We start from the raw sequence: 20,253 nt of genomic DNA, 5'->3' as shown, positions 1-20,253 counted from the left end.
CTCCCCCGGTGTTAAACGACACTGCGCCGCCGGTCTGACAACCGGCGGCGCAGTGGGAAGGAGCAGCGGAGGGCTAGCTGGTGAGCTCGCCGACCGTGACGGACACGGTGACCGACTGGCCGTCGCGCACGTAGGTGAGGTCGGCGGTGTCGCCGGCAGCGAGGGTACGCACCTGGGCGGTGAGGTCGGTGGCGTCGGTGATCGGCACGCCGTTGAAGTTGGTGACGACGTCACCGGCCTTCAGCCCGGCCTTCTGGGCGGCTCCCCCGGAGGAGACCTCGCTGATCAAGGCGCCGACGGTGGCACTGTCGGTGCTGGTCGCGCTGGTGACGCTGGCGCCGAGCAGGCCGTGTGACGCGGAGCCACTGTCGATGATCTCGGTGGAGACACGCTTGGCCAGGTTGGCCGGGATCGAGAAGCCGACCCCGATGCTACCGGCCGCGCTCGACGAGGAACTGCCGCCGGCGTTGGCGATGGCGACGTTGATACCGATGAGCTCGCCCTTGCTGTTTAGGAGCGCACCGCCGGAGTTGCCGGGGTTGATGGCGGCATCCGTCTGGATCACCGAGAGCGAAATACTGCTCTGGGCGCCCTGGCTGCCCTGGGTGTCGGGGGTATTGCCCGGCAGATCGTAGTTGAAGTAATTGCCGTCGCCACCCTTCGGCGTGGTCTGGTCGGGCGTCGTGGGGGCGGCAGAGGATGCCACAGTGATACTGCGGTTCAGGGCGCTGACGATGCCGTTGGTCACGGTGCCGGACAGGCCGAGCGGCGCGCCGATCGCAATAGCAGTGTCGCCGACGTTGAGGTCGCTGGAGTCGGCCCAGGTGATGGGAGTGAGATCCTTGGCGTTGTCGAGCTTGATGACGGCGAGGTCGGACACCGGGTCGGTGCCGATCAGCGTGGCGGAGTAGAGCTTGCCGTCGCTGGACTTGACCTGGATCTTCGCATCGGCGGCTGCACCGTCGAGGGTGACCACGTGGGTGTTGGTGAGGACGTAGCCGTCCTTGCTCAGGATCACTCCGGAGCCGGTTCCGCCGGAATCGCCCGCGGCGACCTCGATGGTGACGACGCTGGGTGAGGCCTTGGCGGCCACAGCGGTGATCTCGTTGACGCTGTCGGTGTTGTTGACCACGACTGTGCTCGGACCCTGAGCCTGGCTGGCCGGGGTGCCGTTGTTCTGCGTGGAGTAGAAGTAGGCCGAGGCTCCCGCACCGGATGCGCCGCCGACCAGCGCGCCGATGGCCAAAGCGGCCACCAGGGCCATGCTGCCCTTGCGACGGTTCGGGTCCTTTGGCGGCTTGGCGCCGCTGACGGGCTGCGCTGGGTAGCCGGCGCCGTTGGCGTAGGCCTGCTGCTGAGCGGGGGTGGGCGCGTAAATCGGGGTGGATCCGTCGGGGCCCGGAATAGGGCGGCCGAAGGCATCCGTGGGGTAGGCCGGGTAGGCGGCGGGCTGACCGTAAGGCTGGGTCGGCTGCGTCTGCTGGGCCTGGTGGGGCTGGTGGGCCTGGTGCGCGGCAGCGGGGTGAGCGGCTGAGCTCGCGGCGGCTGGGCTGTGAGCGGAGTTGTCGGCAGTGCCGGCGGCGGCGGTGTTGTGGGCAGCGGGGTCGGCAGCCGGTGCCGGCGGCAGCGGTGCCGTGGCTTCCGGAGCCGAGTTGTCTGCAGGGACGTTGGGGTGCCCGGTCACGGCCTCACCGCTCGAGTTCACCTCGATGGGCGTGCCGTCGTGCGGCTGGTCGGGGGTGTTGCCCGAGTTCTGAGTGCTGTCAGTCATGATGTGCTCCTTCCAAGCGAAGATAGCTTCTCGCTTGAAGCTGAGCGTTTGATATGCGCAGGCTGGGAGCAGTCAATGATGAAGCCGTGACCTTGCCCGGCGCTGATTCATGCAGGATCCGGGCGGGGCCCGACGGGGACGCTCAGCAGCCGGGACCCCGGGGATTTGCGGAACAGTTGTCGGCGACCAGCACTGTGCCCGCACGGTCCGCAATTGCACTCATCGGCCCGCTCGGAACGGCCACGAGGCCGAGAACCGGGCGCCAGTCGCCGCCAGCGAAGCGGAATTCGGCGGCGTACGACACCGTCAATCCGATCGAGAGCGTTCCGGTGTTGTCGAAGACATGGCTTGTCGGGGTTTCTGAGAACTCGACAAGACCGAGGCTGGCCCAGCTCCCACCGCCTGTCGCCGAGGTGCGCGACGTTCCATCGCCGTAGTCCCAGCGGAACTCCACGGGCGTGAACCTCACCTCTGCCGGGGACCCAAGCAGCGGGCCAGAGTGTACGTGGGACGAAGCCGTGGCGAAGAAGTTGGTCGGGACTCCCACAACGAGCCAGCCGTTGGGTTCCATCCCCTGGGTGGGGCGTTCGGCGGGGATGCTGACAAGGTCGCTCACCCGCACGATCAGGTCGGGGTCGCACGGCGTCTGCGGCTGACAGGCCGGGACCGCAGGCGCCGTCACCGTTCCCCGCCGAGGAGGAACGAGCGGAGCGGTGGCCGCGTCACCCTGGTCCACGGCGACACCGCCGGGAACGAACTTGACCCCGTTGGGCAGACCGCTGCCGCCACCTCCGCCGCGTTCGCCGCCAGAACCCGAACCCGAGCCAGAGCCGGATCCCTGCCGACCCGGCGTCACCTCATCACGTCCCGCCCTGACATCCACACCGCCGTTGCCCGCCGAAGCACCCACCTGTGAGCAGGTGTCCTGGCGCACATCAAGCCTGCTGCAGGCTTCCATTCGGACCGCGGCACCAGCGCTAAAGGGGGCACCAGCGATCAAAAGACCAACGCAGGCTGCAACGAGCGCCGCTGTCCGGAGTGCCCCATTCATCAGCAGACACCCGCGCCATCCCAGACATTGGCGGCCGACACGAGCAGCCGGTTGCCCTCAGAATTGAGATCGAAAACAATCAAGAATGGCGTTCTTGAGTGACGTTCATCCGCAAGCGTGGAACGGCCTTCCGCGTCGACAATGTCCGTGCCCGAAACGTCCGAACAAACGTATGCGGTCAGTATCCCTTCACCGTGAGGTGCATCGGGGGTGAAGGTCTGAATGGCAAAGTTGCTGTACGCGCTAATCCCGGTACCGTGCAGTCCCTGCTGCTGGAGAGACCGATAGGACTGCATCTCAGTCTCCGCTAAATCGCCAGATGTGTATTGCACAATACGTTCTGGATCGATTCCCCCTTCGGTGATGATCAAATCTGCCGTTTCGACGTAATTCGTGTAGGCCTTTACAGCCGCCGCGAGGGCCTCCTCGTCGGAGGCGAAGATTGGGGCGACCGTGGGCGGGTTCGACGTTGGAGTGGGCGTGGACGGAGCCGTACAGCCCGCTGCACCCAACAGCAGGCTGCCCACGCAGGCCGCCATCACCATCCGCCCGACTGTTCGTCGTCTACCGCCCACGATCCCCATGCCGCCACCGTAGAACAGCACGCCCCTTCCGTGTGCAAGTTATCCACAGGTCAATCGCCTGCGCGGCGAGCAAGAAGGGCAGCACGCAAAGAGGAGGTGCGGGATGTCGTAAATTTGGGGGTATGCAGGTCACCACATGACGATCACCGGCGCCTGGCGTCGCACCGCCCAGGGTGCCGGCCTCCTCGGTGCCGACGGCACCATCTCCGCCAGCATCTTCGCCGAGATGACCGCGCTCGCCATGCGCACCGGCGCCATCAACCTCGGGCAGGGCTTCCCCGACGAGGACGGCCCGGCCATCGTTCTCGAGGCCGCTCGCGAAGCCATCGCCAACGGCGTCAACCAGTACCCGCCGGGGCGCGGCATGCCGGTGCTGCTCGAAGCCATCGCCCGGCACCAACAACGGTTCTACGGGCTCACCGTCGACCCGGCCACCGAGGTTCTCGTGGCCGCCGGCGCCACCGAAGCGCTCTCGGCGACACTGCTGGCGCTGCTCGAACCCGGCGACGAGGTGGTCACCTTCGAGCCGTTCTACGACGCCTACGGCGGGCTGATCGCCCTGGCCGGCGGCGTGCACCGCACTGTGCGGCTGCGCTCCCCCGACTTCCAGCCCGACCTCGACGAGCTCGCGGCCGCCGTGACAGACCGCACCCGGATCATCCTGATCAACAACCCGCACAACCCCACCGGCACGGTCTTCAGCCGGGAGACCCTCGAACAGATCGTGGCCCTGGCGCACAAGCACGACGCCCTGATCGTGACTGACGAGGTGTACGAGCACCTCACCTTCGGCGTCGCACACCTGCCCGTGGCCACCCTGCCCGGCGCGCGCGAACGCACCGTCACCATCTCCTCCGGCGGCAAGACCTTCAGCACCACGGGCTGGAAGATCGGCTGGCTCAGCGCGCCGGCCGCGATCGTCACGGCGATCCTCGCGGTCAAGCAGTTCCTCACCTATGTCAACGGTGCCCCATTCCAGCCCGCGATGGCCGTGGGACTCGATCTGCCCGACTCGTACTACACCGGCATCGCCGACGACCTGCAGGCCAAGCGGGATGTTCTCGGCGGCGGGCTCACGGCGGCGGGGTTCACCCTCACCGCACCGCGGGGCTCGTACTTCATCGTGGCGGATGCCGCCGCTCTCGGCCACCCGGACGCCGTGGAGTTCTGCCGGTCGCTGCCCGACCTGGCCGGGGTCGTCGGTATCCCGATCACGGCGTTCTGCCTGCCGGAACACAAGGCCGAGTACGCCTCGGGGGTGTTCTGTGCCTGACGCGAGGTTTAGTTCGCGTAGGCCGGGTAGTCGGTGTAACCCACGGCATCCGGACCGTAGAACGTGAGCGGGTTGGGCTCGTTCAGCGGCAGGTTCTCGAGCCAGCGGCGCACGAGGTCGGGATTGGCGATCGCGGCGCGGCCGACGACTACGCCGTCACCCAGACCGTCATCGAGCAGCGCCACGGCCTCGGCGCGGGTGGTGACCTCACCGAAACCCGTGTTGACCAGCAGGGGTCCGCCGAATCGCGCGCGCAGGGCGGGAACGAGCTCGCCGGCCGGGTCGCGGTGCAGCACGCTCAGGTAGGCCAGTCCGAGCGGGGCCAGTCCGTCGACCAGCGCGCCATAGGTGGCCAGCAAATCGGCCGGGTCGGTCTCGAGCGCATCCTGGATGTTGTGCTCGGGTGAGATGCGGATGCCCACGCGGTCGGCTCCGATGGCTGCGGCCACGGCCGTGGTGACCTCGATGACGAAGCGGGCCCGGTTCTCGGGCGAGCCGCCGTAGATGTCGTCGCGCTGGTTGGATGCCGGAGAGAGGAACTCGTGCAGCAGGTAGCCGTTGGCGGAGTGGATCTCGACGCCGTCGAGGCCGGCCTCGATGGCGTTGCGTGATGCCTGCACGAAGCCGTCGATGATGCCCGGGAGGTCGTCGAGCGTGAGCGCGCGCGGCTGCGGGTAAGCCAGCTTGCCCTTGTAGGTGTGGCTCTCGCCGTTGATGGCGATGGCGCTGGGGGCGACGACCTGGAGGCCGCCGTTGGTCTCCTCGTGGGTGACCCGGCCGGCGTGCATGACCTGCGCCACGATGCGTCCGCCCGCGGCGTGCACGGCGTCGGCGACCTTGGTCCAGCCGGCGACCTGCTCGTCAGTGACGAGGCCCGGCTGGCCCGGGAAGCCCTGGCCCGCCTTGTCGGGGTACACGCCCTCGGTGACAATGAGCCCGAGAGTCGCCCGCTGGCTGTAGTGCTCGATGTTCAGTTCGCCGGGGATGCCGTCGACGCCGGAACGCATCCGGGTCAGCGGTGCCATCACCAGTCGGTTGGGCAGCTCGAGGGCGCCAAGTTTCAGCGGGGTGAAAAGACTCACGTAGTGCTCCTTATATCTGTTCGGTGCGAACGCCACGACCCGCCACTAATTTGGCGCGGCCGCTCATGCGTCCCGAGGACTCAACAGCGCAAGAGCGCGGGCTATTCCGCCTCGGCGACGTGCACAGCTGGTGCCCAGCCTCCGGTACGGCCAATCCGGAGGCTCGTCGGCGACGAACCCCTGACATGACCACCACCCCCGGAGCCGCGAGCGCACCCGGCTCCGACCCGCGTTACGCCCCGTTCCCGTTGACGACGGATGAGCTGCGGCTCGGCCTCATCACCAGCCGGATCGACACTGCGCTCGGTGCGGTCACCGTGCGGCACGGCCGGCGCACCGGGCCCGCGACCGGTGGGCGCGGTGCCACGATCTTGCTTCACGGTGCGGCTGGATCGTGGAGCACCTGGACCCCGTTGATCGCCGCGGCCGACCGGGCAGGGGCTGCCCCACTGACCGACCTCATCATTCCCGACCTGCCCGGCTGGGGTGACACCCCGTTGGCCGCCGATGAATCCGCCGAGACGATCGAGTCCCTCGCGGCCGCCGTGGCCGAGATCGCCCTGGCCCTGGGCTACCAGCACTGGCAGGTCCTCGGGCACTCCCTCGGCGGCGTCGTGGCGCTGGAACTCGCGTGCAGCGAGCCCCGGCGCACGCGCTTCGTCGGCCTGGTGTCGGCGACCACTTTCAGTGTGATTGAGAGCGTGCAGCATCCGCTCACCCGATTCTCGGTGCTGCCCGGCTTCACCATGCTGCTCGGCGTCATGCGGGTGCTGAGCGGCCTCGGCCAGGCGGGCACGGGACTCGTACGCACCTTGCACCGGCTGGGCCTGCTGCGCCAGCTCGTCACCCCACTGTTCAGCCGGGTGTCCGAGATCGATGTGAGCGTCGTCGCGGCGCTCGGTGCCGAGGCCCGGCCTCGCTCGTTCGCGTTGGCCGCTGACCGGGCCGGCCGGTACGACGCCGCCGGCGCGTGGGCGGGCATCACCTGCCCGGTGCGCTCTGTTCACGGCGACCGGGATGTCTTCGTCAGTGCTCTCGACGACGACAGGATGGCCGCGGTCATCACCGATCTCGACGTGACGGTGCTCGACGGCACCGGGCATTTCGCCCACGTGGAGCGCCCGTTCGACACCCTGCTCGCGGTGCTGCCGCGAGCAGGGCAGGACTCAGCTCTTGTTGACCGGTATGCCGGCGGTGAGGCCGCCGTCGACCACGAACTCCGAGCCCGTTGAGTAGCTGGAATCGTCGCTGGCCAGGTACAGCACCAATTGCGACACCTCGGAGGGCTGGGCGCTGCGTCCGAGCGGAATCTGCAGCATGTGGTGATAGAGGTTCTGCGTCATCGGTGTGACGATGAAGCCCGGGTGGATCGAATTCACCCGGATTCCCATGGCTGCCACATCCAGAGCCACGGATTTGGTCAGTCCACGCACCCCGAACTTGGAGGCCACGTAGGCGTGCAGTCCGGCGCTGCCGCGCAGGCCCTCGACCGAGGACACGTTGATGATCGACGGCCCCCTGGCGCTCTTGGCCAACTCGGGCACCGCGGCCTGGATGCCCAGGAAGGTGCCGGTGAGGTTGATCTCCAGGGTCTTGTTCCACACGTTCACCGGGAACTCCGTGATCGGAGCGCCGTTGGCGATGCCGGCGTTGTTCACCAGGACGTCCAGTCCCCCGAACTTGTCCACGGCGTGAGCCACGGCGGTCGCCCAGTCTTCCGACTTGGTCACGTCGAGATGTGTGTAGCTCGCAGACTCACCCAGCTCGGCGGCCAGCGCAGCTCCCTCGTCATCCAGCAGGTCGCCGAGCACCACTTTCGCGCCCTCCGATAACAGCAACCGCGCGTGCGCGGCGCCCATGCCCCTCGCGCCACCGCTGATGAGAACAACCTTGTTTTCTACCCGACCCATGATTTCCGTCCTTCGAACGAATTCAACGTGAACTAATAGTTCACTCAAAACTGAGCGTACTCCGCTATGGTGGAAATCCGGTCCGGTTTCGCTGCACGAGCAGAGGGACCCAGGTAGCAGGTACGCAGGCGGGATAATGATCCGGATGACCACCACGCCGAAAGTCAGCACCGACCGGACTTCCTCGCCCATTCAGCCCCGACCGGCGGGTCGCCGTGAGCGCAGCAAGCACGACAAGAGGGCGCGCATCCACGCCGCAGCGGCGAAGCTGTTCGCCGAGCGCGGCTATTCGGCCGTGACCACACAGGACGTCGCCGATGAGGCCGACGTCGCCATCGGAACCCTCTTCCGCTACGCCACGTCGAAGCCGGAACTGCTCACCATGGTCTACAACACAACACTGCGCGACGGCATAGCCCGGGGCGTGTCGACCGCCGAAGCCGACGGCGACATTTCCGACCAGATCATGCGACTGCTCGGCCCCCTTCTCGATTCGGGCCTCCAGCACCGGGAGAACCTCGCCGTCTACCAGCGCGAGATTCTCTTCGGTGATCCGGATGGCGCCTTCCGCGCGGAAGCGCTGCGCCTGATCGAACTCCTGGAGGCATCGATCGCCACCGTTCTCGGCCACCTCGCACAGCCTGACGCGGAACTCCGGCTTCGCCCCGAAGTAGACGTGACGCTGGCCGCGCGAAGCATCTTCTCGGCCCTGCACATGGAGATCATTCGCACCGGACTCGGTCGTGAGATCGCGGCCGATCTCCCCGGCACACTGAGGGCGGAGATAGAGCTCCTGGTGCGAGGACTCACCCTTCCCGCCGGGCGATCCTGACCGCACACTGAGTTGCCGGAACCGCTTGCTCTTTCCCAGAACACCGAGGAGAGTTGAAGATTACTCCGGTTCTTCTGTTAGTGCTCCACCCTCACTTGCACCCGTTTCCGGCTCCACGCGTAGCCAACTGGAAGTGAGAGTGAAAACTCATGGGCACGCTGTCTTATGACCGGGTCGTTGTGGAATTCGACGACCGAATCCTGACGCACCTGCAGATCGTGATCGTGCAGAAGCTGCGCCGAGGCGAGAGTTTCCTGTTCTCCTGGCGAAACGCCATTGAAGTGGGCGACGGGCGCAGTTCGGCGTGGATGAATCCGGCGATCCCGTTGTACTTCAAGTTCACCGGCGGACACACCCCGAGCATCAACCCCGATTGGATCGCGCAACTCACCCGTTCGGCGAACAGCTCCCAGGGGCTCGTCGCCACCAGCGAGGAACGGTGCGTGGCCTCCGGGCGTTCCGGGGGAATCGACGTGTCCTTCGCGGTGAAGCCTGCGACGGCGCTGCCGAAGTCCTCGGTAGCCGCTCCGGAATAACTTCTGCTGGCCCACTTCGCGATGCTGCTCGAGGAGCGTTCCGGATAGCCTAAAAAGTTCTCCACAACCTTGTTTTTGGGGCACACAAAGCTGCGAGATCGGGCTACTCTCACTGCATGTCCAGCCTCGCAGCAATCTTCGCCCCCGATACCGTCCCGGAGCCGGCCCGTCCGGGGTCCGTCACGGTGCCGCCGGCGCGGGTTGGGGTGGCGGAACGCGCTGTGGTGCCGGCGGTTTCTGTGGTGCCGGTTCTGGCCGAGGTCCGCCGGGCGGGCCCGGCGGGATCGTTGGCCGATGTGGTCGCCGCGGTCGCCCGTTGGGGTTCGTGTAGTGCCGATTACGACGCCCTGTCCGATGCGGGTGCTCTCGCGTGCCAGCGCGATATTGCGCGGCTTGTGGAGACGGTGGGCACCCGGCAGGTGTGGGTGGCGAAGACCATCGCGCACCGGTCTCGGCCGGAGTTGGGTCAGTCCGGGTTGGCGCGGCAGCAGGGGTATGTGGATCCGGATGGTTTGATCCAGAAGCTGACCGGGTCGACCAAGGCCGAAGCGCGCCGGTTGGTGGACGTGGGCCGGATGCTCGCCGACAACGAAGCCGCCGCCGCCGCGCAGGCTGCCGCCGAAGACGAGGCCGCCCGCCGGCTCTGTGACGGGCTCGACAACACGGATGGTGCTGATGTCGCGGACGGCTCAGGCGGCGACACGGAACTCACCGGCCTCGACGGCGTTGATGGCCGGGATGGGGTGGGCGGGATCGATGGGGTCAGCGGCGTGGGTGGCGCGGTGATTGATTCGGCGTTGTTGCCGTGGCACCACAAGATCTCCGAGGCCGTGACCTGCGGCGCCCTGTCCGTGGCTGCCGCGCACGCGATCCGGACCGGGCTTGGTGACATCGACACCGTCGTGACGGGGCCGGTGCTCGCGACCGCCGTGGACGAGTTGCTCCAGGATGCCCGCACCCTGAACGTGGACCAGTTGCTCAAGCGGGCCCGCCGCACCCGGGACTCCCTCGACGCGGCGGGCATCATCGTGCGAGAACACAAAGCGTGGGACGATCGCTCCTTGCGCGTGTGGACGAACCCGTCCGGCCAGGTGCACCTGCACGGGGTGTTCCCGCCCGAGCAGGGCGCGTTCATCCTCTCCACCTACGACAGCCTCACCAGTCCCCGCCGCGGCGGGGTGCGCTTCGTTGACCCGGCCCGCGCGAAGTGGGCCCAGAGTGTGCGCGATGACCCGCGCAGCACCGAACAGATCGCCGCGGACAGTTTCCTCGCTCTCCTCAAAGCCGGCACCGAGATCAACCCCCACCGCATCCTCGGCGGCCGCCAACCCTCTATCCGCATCATCACCCACCAGACCACCCCCGGCACGGCACCCACCCCGACGCCGCCTACCCCCGGCACCGGCACTCCTGCCACTACCGGGAACCCCGCCAGCACCGCGAATCCTGCCGCCACCGAGAACCCCGGCCGCACCGGCACCCCTTCCGACAGCGGAACCACTGCCCCCGCGGGGAGTTCAGCCTTCACCGGGACGGATACCCCCTCCGGCACCTCAACACCCACGTGGACCTTCTCTACCGCACCATCACCGACCCCGGCACCCCACCTCAACGGCCCAGCGCGGCCCGACCCGCTTATCCCGCCGGGCCCGACGTCCCACGTCGACGGCCCGGCCCGTCCTGACCGGGTGATCCCGCCGGGGTCGGGACTTCTCCTCCTGCGGGATCTGGACGAGATCCTCGCGCCGGCCCCAGACCTCACCGCGCACGGCTACCTCGAGGGCAACCCCGCACCCCTGTCCCAACCCACCCTCGACCGGCTCATCTGCGACAGCGGCACCCTGCCCATCACCTTCACCACCGACAACCAACCCCTCAACCTCGGCCGAGACGAGCGCCTCTTCACCCCCGCCCAACGCATCGCCCTCGCCGCCCGCGACGGCGGCTGCCGCTGGGGCGACTGCGACAAACCACCCGCCTTCACCGAAACCCACCACATCGACCACTGGCTCCGCGACCACGGCACCACCGACATCCGCCACGGCATCCTGCTCTGCAACCCGCACCACCGCCTCCTGCACAACCAAGGCTGGCAAATCTTCGAAAACCAGGGCCGCTACTGGCTCCGCCCACCCGCCACCATCGACCCCGGACAAACCCTCATCGACATGCCCAGCAAAACACCCGACCGACACCGACGCTGACAGCCGACACGGGGTCTCGACAGGCTCGACCAGCGCGATGGACGCGGACCGCAGACAGGGTGACGGAGGGCTCGACGGGCTCGAGCGGCGCGATGGGCGCGGACCGCAGACACGGTGACGGAGGTCTCGACGGGCTCGAGCGGCGCGATGGACGGGACCGCAGACAGGGTGACGGAGGTCTCGACGGGCTCGACCGGCGAAGTGGGCGCGGACCGCGGACAGGGGTGCGGGGTCTCGACGGGCTCGACCGACGGGCGCCGCGGGACGGGGCGCCGCGGACTCGCGGGTCAGCGAGGGGCGACTGTGAAGCGGCGAAGGGCCAGAGCCGGGTTGAGCCGGCGCACCTCGGCTAGACGGGATGGGGAGATCCACGCGACCGCCACATCCGTCGTCTCACCAATCGTGACAAGCTCGACACCCATCGGGTCGACCACCATGCTCGCGCCCACACCGCTGGGCGGGGCGTGGTCGGCGGCGGCCAGGTAGATCGTGTTCTCCAGCGCCCGCGCGGTCACGAGGGTGCGCCAGTGCTGCTCCTTGAGCGGCCCACGCACCCACTCGGCCGGCACGAGCACCAGGTCGGCTCCGGCGTCGACGAGGCGCCGGGTGACCTCGGGGAATCTCACGTCATAACAGGTCTGCAGCCCCACGGTGATGCCGGCCACCTGGAAGGTCTCCGGCTCCTCGATAACCCCGGCGAGCACCCGATCTGACTCTCGGGAGCCGAAGGCGTCGTAGAGGTGCAGCTTCCGGTAGCTCGCCACGAGCTTCCCGGCCGGGTCGATCGCCACGAGGGTGTTGTGCACCCGGTCTGCGTCAGCGGTGGTTTCCAGCATTCCGCCACCACATGCACGCCGAGCTCGACGGCGAGCCGTCCGAGCTCCCCAACGAACGGGCCGGTCAGGGATTCGGCGGCGACGACGGATGCATCGCCCAGCCGGGGCTCGAAGAACGACGAGTACTCCGGGAAGACCACGATCCGGGCACCCCGGTTGACTGCGATCTGGGCGAGGGAGCGCATCGCCGCCAGGTTGGCCCCCTGGTCGGAGCCCGGCGCGAATTGCGCCACGGCCACTCCGATTTCGTCCGTCGACAGCGCATCCACCATGCCGTCAGCCTAGCGGCGGCTTCCCAGCTTCAGAGGCGGCAGGTCGCGAGCGAACCGTGCCGCAACGTGCCAGCATGAGAACCTGACCGAGCGAAGGGTGACGGCATGAAGATCTTGGTCGTAGAAGACGATGACCAGATGGGCGCACTGATCGAGCGTGGGCTCCAGGCCGAGGGCTACGACACCACGCGGGTGTCCAACGGCGTCGACGCACTCATCGCCATCTCCGGAGACGGCTTCAGCCTCGCCGCCATCGACGTGATGCTGCCCCAGATGTCGGGTTTCGAGATCTGCCGACGCATCCGTGAATCGGGCAGCACCATGCCCGTACTGCTGCTGACCGCACGGGACACCGTGGACGACCGGGTCTTCGGACTCGACAGCGGCGCCGACGACTACCTCACCAAGCCGTTCGCTTTCGCTGAGCTTTCGGCCCGGGTTCGCGCTCTGATGCGGAGGCGCTCGATGGGCGCCCCGCTCACCCTGGAGATCGGCAACCTGGTGCTGGATTCGCGCGACCTGCGGGTCACCGTGGCCGGGCGGGCGGTCTCGATGAGCCCCAAGGAGGTCGCGCTGCTGCGCCTGCTCTGCAGCCGCGCCGGCACCACCGTCGACCGCACCACGATCCTCGAAGAGATCTGGAACGGCACGAGCCACATCGACCCGAACATCGTCGACCAATACATCAGCTACCTCCGCCGCAAGATCGACACCGAGGCCGCCGGGGTGCGCATCGTCACCGTGCGCGGCGCGGGGTATGCGGTGGAGCTCGCCGAGTGAGGCGGGGCGCCCGGTGAACCGGCTGCGCCGCATCTGGCTGCCCGCCCTGTCGATCCGGGCCCGCATCACCGTGGGCAGCCTGCTTGTGGCCACCGTCCTGTTCAGTACCGCCGCGTTCTTTTTCCGCCTCGAGGTGCAGTCCATCCTCACCGCGACGAACGAGACCATGCTGCGCAACGACGCGGAGCCGTTGATCGGCGAACTCGCCGCCAATCCCACCGAAGCCATCGAAAGCCCCAGCGAGGGCCAGTTGCTGGCGATCATCGATCCCGACGGGGTCGTGCGCAAGTCGTCGCTACCGCGCAGCCTCGACCGGCAGATCACCGCCCTGTCCGACTTGGGTCCTGACCCGCAGACGGTCAACACGCCAGCGGCCACCTATCTGGTCTCGGCGACCACGGTCACCGTGCCCTCGGGCGACTGGCTGGTCATCGCCGCCCGCAGCCAGCAGGCGCCCACGCTGCTGCTCGACGAGCTCACCGGGGTGCTGACCCTGGGCACCCTGATTCTCACCATCGGATTCGGGTTGGCCTCCTGGCTGCTCACCGGCGCGGCACTGCGCCCGGTGACCCGGCTGCGCGAAGAGGCGGAGAGCTTGAGCGCCACGGGATCGTCGGCCCGGTTGCGCGTTCCGGCCGGCAAGGACGAGGTGAGCAGGCTGGCGCGCACCCTCAACGACTTCATCGAACGGCTCCGGCGGGGTGTGGACCGTGAGAAACAGATCGTGTCGGATGCGAGCCACGAGCTGCGCACCCCGCTCGCGGTGCTCCAGGCGCAACTCGAACTGGCCCATCTGGATTCCGGTGACGCCCCGGCTCTCGAGCGCGACATCCGGGATGCGTCGGCCACCGCTGGCCGGCTCAGCCGCCTGGCGACCAATCTGCTCGAGTTGAGCAAGCTCGAGAGCGAGCAGACACCGCCGGAAACGGACTGGCCCGGCCTTGTCGGCGAGGTCACGGCGTCGGTCGACCGCGCCCGGATCGTAAGGGAGGGCCACGAACTCGAGGTCGTCTACCGCATCGACGGTGACGACCCCGTCGGGTACTACGGCATCTCGAGCACCAATATGGGCCAACTCCTCGACAATTTGATCTCCAATGCGGTCACCGCCATGTCCGGCCACGGCAGCGTCACCGTCTCGCTCAGCCGGTCGGGCGTCGGCGCCCTCATCACGGTTGTCGACACGGGGCCAGGGCTGCCCGACGAGTTCATCCCACTCGCCTTCGACAGGTTCTCCCGGCCCGACAGCTCCCGATCCAGCCATTCGGGCGGCTCGGGGTTGGGCCTGGCGATCGTGCACGCGATTGTGGAACGCGCCAACGGCACCGTGCAACTCCGCAACACCGGCGCCGGGCTGGCCGTCGAAATCCGGCTGCCGCGGCACATCCGCTGATCAGCTGCCAACCCGCCCGCCCAGGTCAAGTCTGTGAGACTTCGCAGGCCACCCCTCCACCTGCTGAGAGTAAACGTTAACCCTCGGGTTCTACGGTCTGAATGTGACGACAGTTCTCGCTTCCCCGCTCGTCGAGCCGACCCGGCCCGCGTTGACGTCGTCACGCGGCTTCGCACCCGCAGCCGTGCTGCTGGGGCTGTTCGGTTTGCTCGTGTCGGTGGCGGGGTCCTGGGTTCCGTCGTATTGGGGTGACGAGGCGGCCAGCGTCATGTCGGCCGAACGTCCCCTCCCCTCGTTTTTTCGCATGCTGGGCAACATCGACGCCGTACACGGCAGCTACTACCTCTTCCTGCACGGCTGGATCGATGTCTTCGGCGCCTCGGAGCTCGCCACCCGGCTGCCCAGCGCCCTCGCCATCGGTCTCGCAACGGCCGGCACCGCGTTGCTGGCACGGATGCTTGTCAACACGCGGGTGGCCGTGATCGCCGGTCTGGTCTTCGCGGTGCTCCCCCGGGTGACGTACATGGGTGCGGAGGCACGCTCCACTGCTATAGCGACGATGCTGGCGGTGTGGACCGTCGTACTCCTTGTGCCTATCGTGCGCGCGCGTCCGACCACCCCGCTGCTGCGCTTGGCACTCTGGGCGGCCTATGCGCTGATGGTCACCCTGAGCGCCTACATGTTCCTCTACACGGCCCTTCTGATCCCGGTGCACGCGCTCGTCGTGGCCCTGTTCTCCCGGCGCCGGCGCGGCGCACTACTGGCCTGGGCCGGCGCGGCCGTGGCCGGGCTGCTGCTGGCCTCGCCCGTCTTCTACTGGGGAGTCGGCGAGCGCGAACAGATCTCTTTCCTCGCCCGGCGTCCGGCCGTCAGCGTGCTCGACGCTGCCGTGCACCAGTGGTTCGGAACCCCGGCCCTGGCCGGGCTCGCCTGGGGGCTTATCGCGATCGGCGTCGTGGCCACCTTCGTGCCGCGATTCCGCACCCGGGGCCGGGCACCGCGGGCCGAGCTCCTCGTGGTGTTGGCCTGGGTGCTCGTGCCGAGCGCGGTGCTGCTCGCCGGCACCCAGCTGATCACTCCGATGTACTCGCTGCGCTACCTGTCGATCTGCGCTCCGGCGGCGGCCCTGGCCGTGGCCGTCGGTGTCGCGGCGCTGCGGCCACGGTGGACCCAGGTGATCGCTGTGCTCCTGGTCGGCGCCCTCGCCACGCCCGGCTACCTCGCGCAGCGCACCGACTTCGCGAAAGACGGGGCAGCGATTGGCGGCACGTGTCCGACATCCTGCGCACCGAAGCCCGACCCGGTGACGCCGTGGTGTTCGACGAAAGCACCAAGCCGTCCCAGCGGCCACGGCTGGCCATGCACCTCTACCCCGCCGGCTTCGTCGGGTTGAGCGACGTGATGCTCAACCGTTCCTATCAGGACGTCGACTGGCTCTGGGACACCACGATCCCCCTCGCCGAAGCCACTTCCAGGCTCGCCGGCACCGACCGGGTCTGGGTGCTGCACAACGTCGGCAGCCGGGAAACCGTCGCCGGCACCGACATCGGCGTGCTGCAGCAACTGGGCTTCACCGTGCATTCCTCCCTCACCGTCAACCGCACCATCGTTACCGAACTGACAAGGTAGTTACATGCCATCCACTGTGGTCATCATTCCCACGTACAACGAACGCGACAACCTCGGCAGTATCGTCGGCCGGGTGCGCAGCAGCGTGCCCGACGCCGATGTGCTGATCGTGGACGACGCCTCCCCGGACGGCACCGGCGCCCTGGCCGACGAGCTCGCGGCCGCCGACGACCGGCTGCACGTGCTGCACCGCAGCAAGAAGAACGGCTTGGGCGCGGCCTACCTCGAGGCCTTCGACTGGGCTCGCGCTCGCGGCTTCGACTATCTCGTGCAGCTGGATGCCGATGGCTCGCACCAGCCCGAGCAGCTGCCTGCCCTACTGGCCGCAGCGCGCACGGCGGATGTCGTGATGGGCTCCCGCTGGATTCCCGGCGGCGAGGTCAAGAACTGGCCGTGGCACCGCCGGATGCTCTCCCGCGGCGGTTCGCTCTACTCCCGTTTCATGCTGCGCCTGCCCCAGCACGACGTCACCGGCGGCTACCGCGTCTACAGCGCCGATGCGCTCGAACGGATGCAGCTGGAAAGCGTCGACAGCCTCGGCTATTGCTTCCAGATCGACATGCTCCTGCACGCCGTGCGTGCCCGGCTCACGGTGGTGGAGGTGCCCATCACGTTCATCGAACGCACCCTCGGCAACTCCAAGATGAGCGGCAGCATTGTGATCGAGGCCATGGGCCGGGTCACGATCTGGGGACTGACCGGCCGCGGTGCCCGGCACGCGAACCCGGCCCCCGCCCCGGCCACCACCACTCGCGAACTGTGAGGTAAGCACGTCTTCGGGCGTGTTTTTGGGGCTTTTCTCACAGTTCGCGGGTGGGGGTGCGTGGAATTTCACTTCCGGTCATCGTGACTATATGATGGACGTCAGTTAGAGTCACACTAACCTTTAGTCGATGGATGTCCAGATGACCGAGCCCCACCCGCCCGTGCTTGCGGTGTCGACGGTCATCTTCGCCCTCCGGCCGGACGCCGAATCCGGCTTCATGACCCTCTGGCTCCCCCTGGTGCGCCGCACCCGTGAGCCGCACCTCAACCTCTGGGCGCTGCCCGGCGGCTGGCTGCCCACCGACGAGGAACTCGCCGCTGCCGCCGCCCGCACCCTGCGGGAGACCACCGGGCTCACCCCCAAGTACCTGGAGCAGCTGTACACCTTCGGCGACCTCGGCCGTTCCCCCGGCAACCGGGTGGTCTCGGTGGTTTACTGGGCGCTCGTGCAGTCCGGCGAGGCCGACGCGGCTGCCGTCGATGACAACGTGCAGTGGTTCCCCGCCGACCGACTGCCAGACCTGGCCTTCGACCACAATCACATCGTCGAGTACGCCCTGTGGCGCCTGCGCACCAAGGTGGAGTACTCCCGCATCGCGCACGCCTTCCTCGGCGAGACCTTCACCCTGGCCCAGCTTCGCGATGTCCACGAAGCGGTGCTCCGCCGCGCGCTCGACCCGGCCAACTTCCGTCGCATGATCGAGTCGTCGGGCACCGTCGTCGACACGGGACTGCGCCTGGCCGGGGTGCCGCACCGCCCGCCGCGACTCTACCGTTACAACGACTCACAGACGCTCGCCGAACAGGGCCCGCTCGGCCCGCTGGTGGGCTGAACCTTGTACCTCCGACCTATCCCGCACTCCCCGAGGAGCACGACATGACCATCGCATCGGTCGACCGCACCATCCGCCTGATCAGCACCGGCAAGGCAGAGGGAAGCACCTGCACCCCCGACCTCGCCGTGGACCCCTGGTACTTCGACGCCGGCACACCCGGCTACGGACCGGGCTCCTCGATGGGCGACGTCATCCCCACCGGGTCCCCGCGCCAGGGCGAGCTGCCCGCGCGCTACCGCACCGCGTCCAACGGTGAACTCGGCGACTGGATCCGCGCCGCGAAGGCCACCCTCGGCGAGCGCGTCGTGGTGCTCGGCCACTTCTACCAGCGCGAGGAGGTGCTGCAGCACGCCGACTTCGTGGGCGACTCCTTCCAGCTCGCCGTGGCCACCCAGAGCCGGCCCGACGCCGAGGCCATCGTCTTCTGCGGCGTGCACTTCATGGCCGAGACCGCCGACCTGCTGTCGACGCCGGAGCAGGCCGTGATCCTGCCCAACCTCGCCGCGGGCTGTTCGATGGCCGATATGGCCGACATCGACTCCGTCACCGAGTGCTGGGAGCAGCTCGAGGAGCTGTACGGCACCGAACCGGATGCCTCGGGACGGGTCCCCGTGATCCCGGTCACCTACATGAACTCCTCCGCTGCGCTCAAGGGTTTCTGCGGTGAGCACGGCGGCATCGTCTGCACCTCCTCGAACGCCGAGACCGTGCTCGAGTGGGCCTTCGAACGCGGCCAGCGGGTGCTGTTCTTCCCCGATCAGCACCTGGGCCGCAACACCGCGAAGGCCATGGGCGTGCCCCTCGAGCAGATGCCGATGTGGAACCCGCGCAAGCCCCTCGGCGGCAACACCGAGGCCGAGCTCGAGGACTCCCGGGTCATTCTCTGGCACGGCTTCTGCAGCGTGCACCGCCGCTTCACCGTGGAACAGATCGACGCGGCCCGCGCCGAACACCCCGGCGTGCGCGTGATCGTGCACCCCGAGTGCCCGATGGCGGTCGTCGACGCCGCGGACGAATACGGCTCCACCGACTACATTGCCAAGGCCATCGCCGCGGCTCCCGCCGGCTCGACCTTCGCGATCGGCACCGAGATCAACCTGGTGCAGCGCCTCGCCGCCCAGTACCCGCAGCACACCATCTTCTGCCTCGACCCCGTGGTCTGCCCCTGCTCTACCATGTACCGCATCCACTCGGGCTACCTCGCCTGGGTGCTCGAGGCGCTCGTGGGCGGCGACGGTGTGCCCGCCGAGGTGCTCAACCGCATCACGGTGGCCGACGACGTGGCCGATCGCGCCAGGGTGGCACTCGAACGGATGCTCGCGGCCAAGCCGCCGGCTGCCGGTCCCGTTGCACCGGTGGCGCCCATCGGCACCGGAGCCTGACCATGACCCGCGTGCTCGTCGTCGGCAGCGGGCTGGCCGGCCTCCTCGCCGCGGTACGGGCCACCGACGCCGGCCACCGGGTGACCCTGGTCACCAAGGCCGCCCTCTCGGACAGCAACACCCGCTACGCGCAGGGCGGCATCGCCGCCGCGCTGTTCCCCGACGACTCGGTGGACGCGCACATCCTCGACACCCTGCGTGCCGGTGCCGGCCTGTGCGACCCCTCCGCGGTTCGGGTGCTCTGCCAAGAAGGCCCGGCCCGGGTGCGCGACCTGATCCGGTTCGGGGTCGACTTCGACCGCGACGAGTCCGGCATCACCCGCGGCCTCGAGGCCGCACACTCCAGGTCCCGCGTGCTGCACGCCGGCGGCGACGCCACGGGCTTCGCCATCGAGGCCGCCCTGGTGGCCACCGTGCAGGAGCGCGCCAACCGAGCCCATGCGCTGGGCGGCGACCAGATCACCATCCACGAGCACACCATGCTCGTGGACCTCACGGTCGACGACGGCCGGGTCACCGGCGCTGTGCTGCTCGGCCCCGACGACACCCGGCACACCGTGACCGCCGACACCGTGATCCTGGCCACCGGCGGCGCCGGCGCCCTGTACCGGCACACCACCAACCCCGTCATCGCCACCGGTGACGGCGTCGCCGCCGCCTGGCGTGCCGGTGCGGCCATCGCCGACGTGGAGTTCTACCAGTTCCACCCCACCGCCCTCGCGGTGCCCGGCACGCCGCTGATCTCCGAGGCCGTGCGCGGCGAGGGCGCCGTGCTGCTCAGCAGCACAGGTGAGCGCTTCATGACCGCCATCCACCCGGATGCCGAGCTGGCGCCCCGCGACATCGTGGCCCGCAGCATCGCCGCCCAAATGAAGGCGCAGGGCGGTGCTCCGGTGCTGCTCGACGCCACAGGTCTCGGCCGGGACCTTCTCGAGAGCCGGTTTCCCACCATCACGGCGGCCTGCCGCGCGAACGGGCTGGACTGGGCCGTTGAACCGATTCCCGTGGCCCCTGCAGCGCACTACTGGATGGGCGGAGTCGCCACCGACGGCTGGGGCGCACCTCGCTGCCCGGCCTCTACGCCGTGGGCGAGGCCGCCCGCACCGGAGCGCACGGC

At 68.4% G+C, this 20,253-nt stretch carries 17 protein-coding genes and 2 pseudogenes; 13 read left to right on the top strand and 6 right to left on the bottom strand.

Features of this window, described 5'->3' with window-relative positions; genetic code table 11:
- Nucleotides 1-73: 73 nt before the first annotated feature.
- The 3 genes from KY500_RS02415 to KY500_RS02405 form a co-directional block, all read right to left on the bottom strand.
- Entirely contained in the window at nucleotides 74-1,771 is a 1,698-nt protein-coding gene (locus tag KY500_RS02415) for a S1C family serine protease (protein WP_219902195.1), read from the bottom strand.
- A 142-nt stretch (nucleotides 1,772-1,913) separates the two neighbouring features.
- Nucleotides 1,914-2,627 carry a hypothetical protein gene (locus KY500_RS02410; RefSeq protein WP_219902194.1) on the bottom strand — a complete coding sequence of 238 codons (714 nt, stop codon included), beginning with the start codon at nucleotides 2,625-2,627 and terminating at the stop codon, nucleotides 1,914-1,916.
- Nucleotides 2,628-2,821: 194 nt separating this feature from the next.
- Nucleotides 2,822-3,427 (bottom strand): hypothetical protein, encoded by a 606-nt coding sequence (locus KY500_RS02405; RefSeq protein ID WP_219902193.1) that lies wholly within the window; start codon nucleotides 3,425-3,427, stop codon nucleotides 2,822-2,824.
- A gap of 115 nt (nucleotides 3,428-3,542) precedes the next feature.
- Here KY500_RS02405 and KY500_RS02400 point away from each other — a divergent pair, with 115 nt between their 5' ends.
- Nucleotides 3,543-4,679, top strand: a complete 1,137-nt coding sequence (locus tag KY500_RS02400) for an aminotransferase class I/II-fold pyridoxal phosphate-dependent enzyme (protein WP_219902192.1) — start codon at nucleotides 3,543-3,545, stop codon at nucleotides 4,677-4,679.
- A gap of 8 nt (nucleotides 4,680-4,687) precedes the next feature.
- On the opposite strand, the gene KY500_RS02395 is transcribed toward KY500_RS02400, so the two are convergent.
- Entirely contained in the window at nucleotides 4,688-5,761 is a 1,074-nt protein-coding gene (locus KY500_RS02395) for an alkene reductase (protein ID WP_219902191.1), read from the bottom strand.
- 185 nt (nucleotides 5,762-5,946) lie between these two features.
- Between KY500_RS02395 and KY500_RS02390 the strand changes: the two genes are divergently transcribed.
- Nucleotides 5,947-6,993 (top strand): alpha/beta fold hydrolase, encoded by a 1,047-nt coding sequence (locus tag KY500_RS02390; RefSeq protein ID WP_219902190.1) that lies wholly within the window; start codon nucleotides 5,947-5,949, stop codon nucleotides 6,991-6,993.
- Here KY500_RS02390 and KY500_RS02385 read toward each other — a convergent pair.
- Nucleotides 6,928-7,671, bottom strand: a complete 744-nt coding sequence (locus KY500_RS02385) for an SDR family oxidoreductase (protein WP_219902189.1) — start codon at nucleotides 7,669-7,671, stop codon at nucleotides 6,928-6,930. The two genes, KY500_RS02390 and KY500_RS02385, sit on opposite strands and share 66 nt — an antisense overlap.
- A 145-nt stretch (nucleotides 7,672-7,816) precedes the next feature.
- Here KY500_RS02385 and KY500_RS02380 point away from each other — a divergent pair, with 145 nt between their 5' ends.
- The 3 genes from KY500_RS02380 to KY500_RS02370 all read left to right on the top strand — a co-directional run bounded on the left by KY500_RS02380 (nucleotide 7,817) and on the right by KY500_RS02370 (nucleotide 11,243).
- Complete coding sequence (locus KY500_RS02380; RefSeq protein WP_219902188.1) at nucleotides 7,817-8,503, top strand: TetR/AcrR family transcriptional regulator; 687 nt, start codon at nucleotides 7,817-7,819, stop codon at nucleotides 8,501-8,503.
- Nucleotides 8,504-8,652: 149 nt separating this feature from the next.
- Entirely contained in the window at nucleotides 8,653-9,039 is a 387-nt protein-coding gene (locus KY500_RS02375; RefSeq protein WP_255579732.1) for an ATP-dependent DNA ligase, read from the top strand.
- A gap of 116 nt (nucleotides 9,040-9,155) precedes the next feature.
- Complete coding sequence (locus KY500_RS02370; protein WP_219902187.1) at nucleotides 9,156-11,243, top strand: DUF222 domain-containing protein; 2,088 nt, start codon at nucleotides 9,156-9,158, stop codon at nucleotides 11,241-11,243.
- A gap of 287 nt (nucleotides 11,244-11,530) precedes the next feature.
- Here the strand turns inward: KY500_RS02370 and KY500_RS02365 are convergent.
- A pseudogene (locus KY500_RS02365) lies at nucleotides 11,531-12,264 on the bottom strand (carbon-nitrogen hydrolase family protein).
- 192 nt (nucleotides 12,265-12,456) lie between these two features.
- On the opposite strand from KY500_RS02365, the gene KY500_RS02360 reads away from it, so the two are divergent.
- The 8 genes and pseudogenes from KY500_RS02360 to KY500_RS02325 form a co-directional block, all read left to right on the top strand.
- Nucleotides 12,457-13,131 (top strand): response regulator transcription factor, encoded by a 675-nt coding sequence (locus KY500_RS02360; protein WP_219902186.1) that lies wholly within the window; start codon nucleotides 12,457-12,459, stop codon nucleotides 13,129-13,131.
- Nucleotides 13,132-13,144: 13 nt separating this feature from the next.
- Entirely contained in the window at nucleotides 13,145-14,524 is a 1,380-nt protein-coding gene (locus KY500_RS02355) for a HAMP domain-containing sensor histidine kinase (RefSeq protein WP_219902185.1), read from the top strand.
- Between the two features lie 103 nt (nucleotides 14,525-14,627).
- Complete coding sequence (locus tag KY500_RS02350) at nucleotides 14,628-15,917, top strand: glycosyltransferase family 39 protein (protein ID WP_219902184.1); 1,290 nt, start codon at nucleotides 14,628-14,630, stop codon at nucleotides 15,915-15,917.
- A complete protein-coding gene (locus tag KY500_RS02345) occupies nucleotides 15,884-16,153 on the top strand; it encodes a hypothetical protein (protein WP_219902183.1) in 270 nt (89 codons plus the stop codon). Before KY500_RS02350 ends, KY500_RS02345 begins: the two co-directional genes overlap by 34 nt.
- 4 nt (nucleotides 16,154-16,157) lie before the next feature.
- The gene (locus tag KY500_RS02340) at nucleotides 16,158-16,916 is read left to right on the top strand and encodes a polyprenol monophosphomannose synthase (protein ID WP_219902182.1); all 759 of its coding nucleotides are present in this window, start codon (nucleotides 16,158-16,160) and stop codon (nucleotides 16,914-16,916) included.
- A gap of 142 nt (nucleotides 16,917-17,058) precedes the next feature.
- Nucleotides 17,059-17,751 carry an NUDIX domain-containing protein gene (locus tag KY500_RS02335; protein ID WP_219902181.1) on the top strand — a complete coding sequence of 231 codons (693 nt, stop codon included), beginning with the start codon at nucleotides 17,059-17,061 and terminating at the stop codon, nucleotides 17,749-17,751.
- A 44-nt stretch (nucleotides 17,752-17,795) separates the two neighbouring features.
- Nucleotides 17,796-19,136 carry a quinolinate synthase NadA gene (nadA, locus tag KY500_RS02330; RefSeq protein WP_219902180.1) on the top strand — a complete coding sequence of 447 codons (1,341 nt, stop codon included), beginning with the start codon at nucleotides 17,796-17,798 and terminating at the stop codon, nucleotides 19,134-19,136.
- Nucleotides 19,137-19,138: 2 nt separating this feature from the next.
- Nucleotides 19,139-20,220: pseudogene (locus KY500_RS02325) on the top strand (L-aspartate oxidase); the annotation flags it as partial.
- Nucleotides 20,221-20,253: the final 33 nt, after the last annotated feature.

The organism is Cryobacterium sp. PAMC25264, from assembly GCF_019443325.1.
In the GTDB taxonomy this organism is placed as follows: Bacteria; Actinomycetota; Actinomycetes; order Actinomycetales; family Microbacteriaceae; genus Cryobacterium.
Note: the sequence above shows the minus strand (reverse complement) of the source record. Positions and strands in the feature narration are given on the sequence as shown.

Excerpts from the sequence above, each read along its gene's own strand:
- KY500_RS02340 (WP_219902182.1), top strand. The coding sequence starts at position 16,158 with ATGCCATCCACTGTGGTCATCATTCCCACGTACAACGAACGCGACAAC.
- KY500_RS02345 (WP_219902183.1), top strand. The coding sequence starts at position 15,884 with ATGCACCTCTACCCCGCCGGCTTCGTCGGGTTGAGCGACGTGATGCTC.
- KY500_RS02385 (WP_219902189.1), bottom strand. The coding sequence starts at position 7,671 with ATGGGTCGGGTAGAAAACAAGGTTGTTCTCATCAGCGGTGGCGCGAGG.
- KY500_RS02415 (WP_219902195.1), bottom strand. The coding sequence starts at position 1,771 with ATGACTGACAGCACTCAGAACTCGGGCAACACCCCCGACCAGCCGCAC.
- KY500_RS02380 (WP_219902188.1), top strand. The coding sequence starts at position 7,817 with ATGACCACCACGCCGAAAGTCAGCACCGACCGGACTTCCTCGCCCATT.
- KY500_RS02370 (WP_219902187.1), top strand. The coding sequence starts at position 9,156 with ATGTCCAGCCTCGCAGCAATCTTCGCCCCCGATACCGTCCCGGAGCCG.
- nadA (WP_219902180.1), top strand. The coding sequence starts at position 17,796 with ATGACCATCGCATCGGTCGACCGCACCATCCGCCTGATCAGCACCGGC.
- KY500_RS02400 (WP_219902192.1), top strand. The coding sequence starts at position 3,543 with ATGACGATCACCGGCGCCTGGCGTCGCACCGCCCAGGGTGCCGGCCTC.
- KY500_RS02375 (WP_255579732.1), top strand. The coding sequence starts at position 8,653 with ATGGGCACGCTGTCTTATGACCGGGTCGTTGTGGAATTCGACGACCGA.
- KY500_RS02360 (WP_219902186.1), top strand. The coding sequence starts at position 12,457 with ATGAAGATCTTGGTCGTAGAAGACGATGACCAGATGGGCGCACTGATC.
- KY500_RS02335 (WP_219902181.1), top strand. The coding sequence starts at position 17,059 with ATGACCGAGCCCCACCCGCCCGTGCTTGCGGTGTCGACGGTCATCTTC.
- KY500_RS02390 (WP_219902190.1), top strand. The coding sequence starts at position 5,947 with ATGACCACCACCCCCGGAGCCGCGAGCGCACCCGGCTCCGACCCGCGT.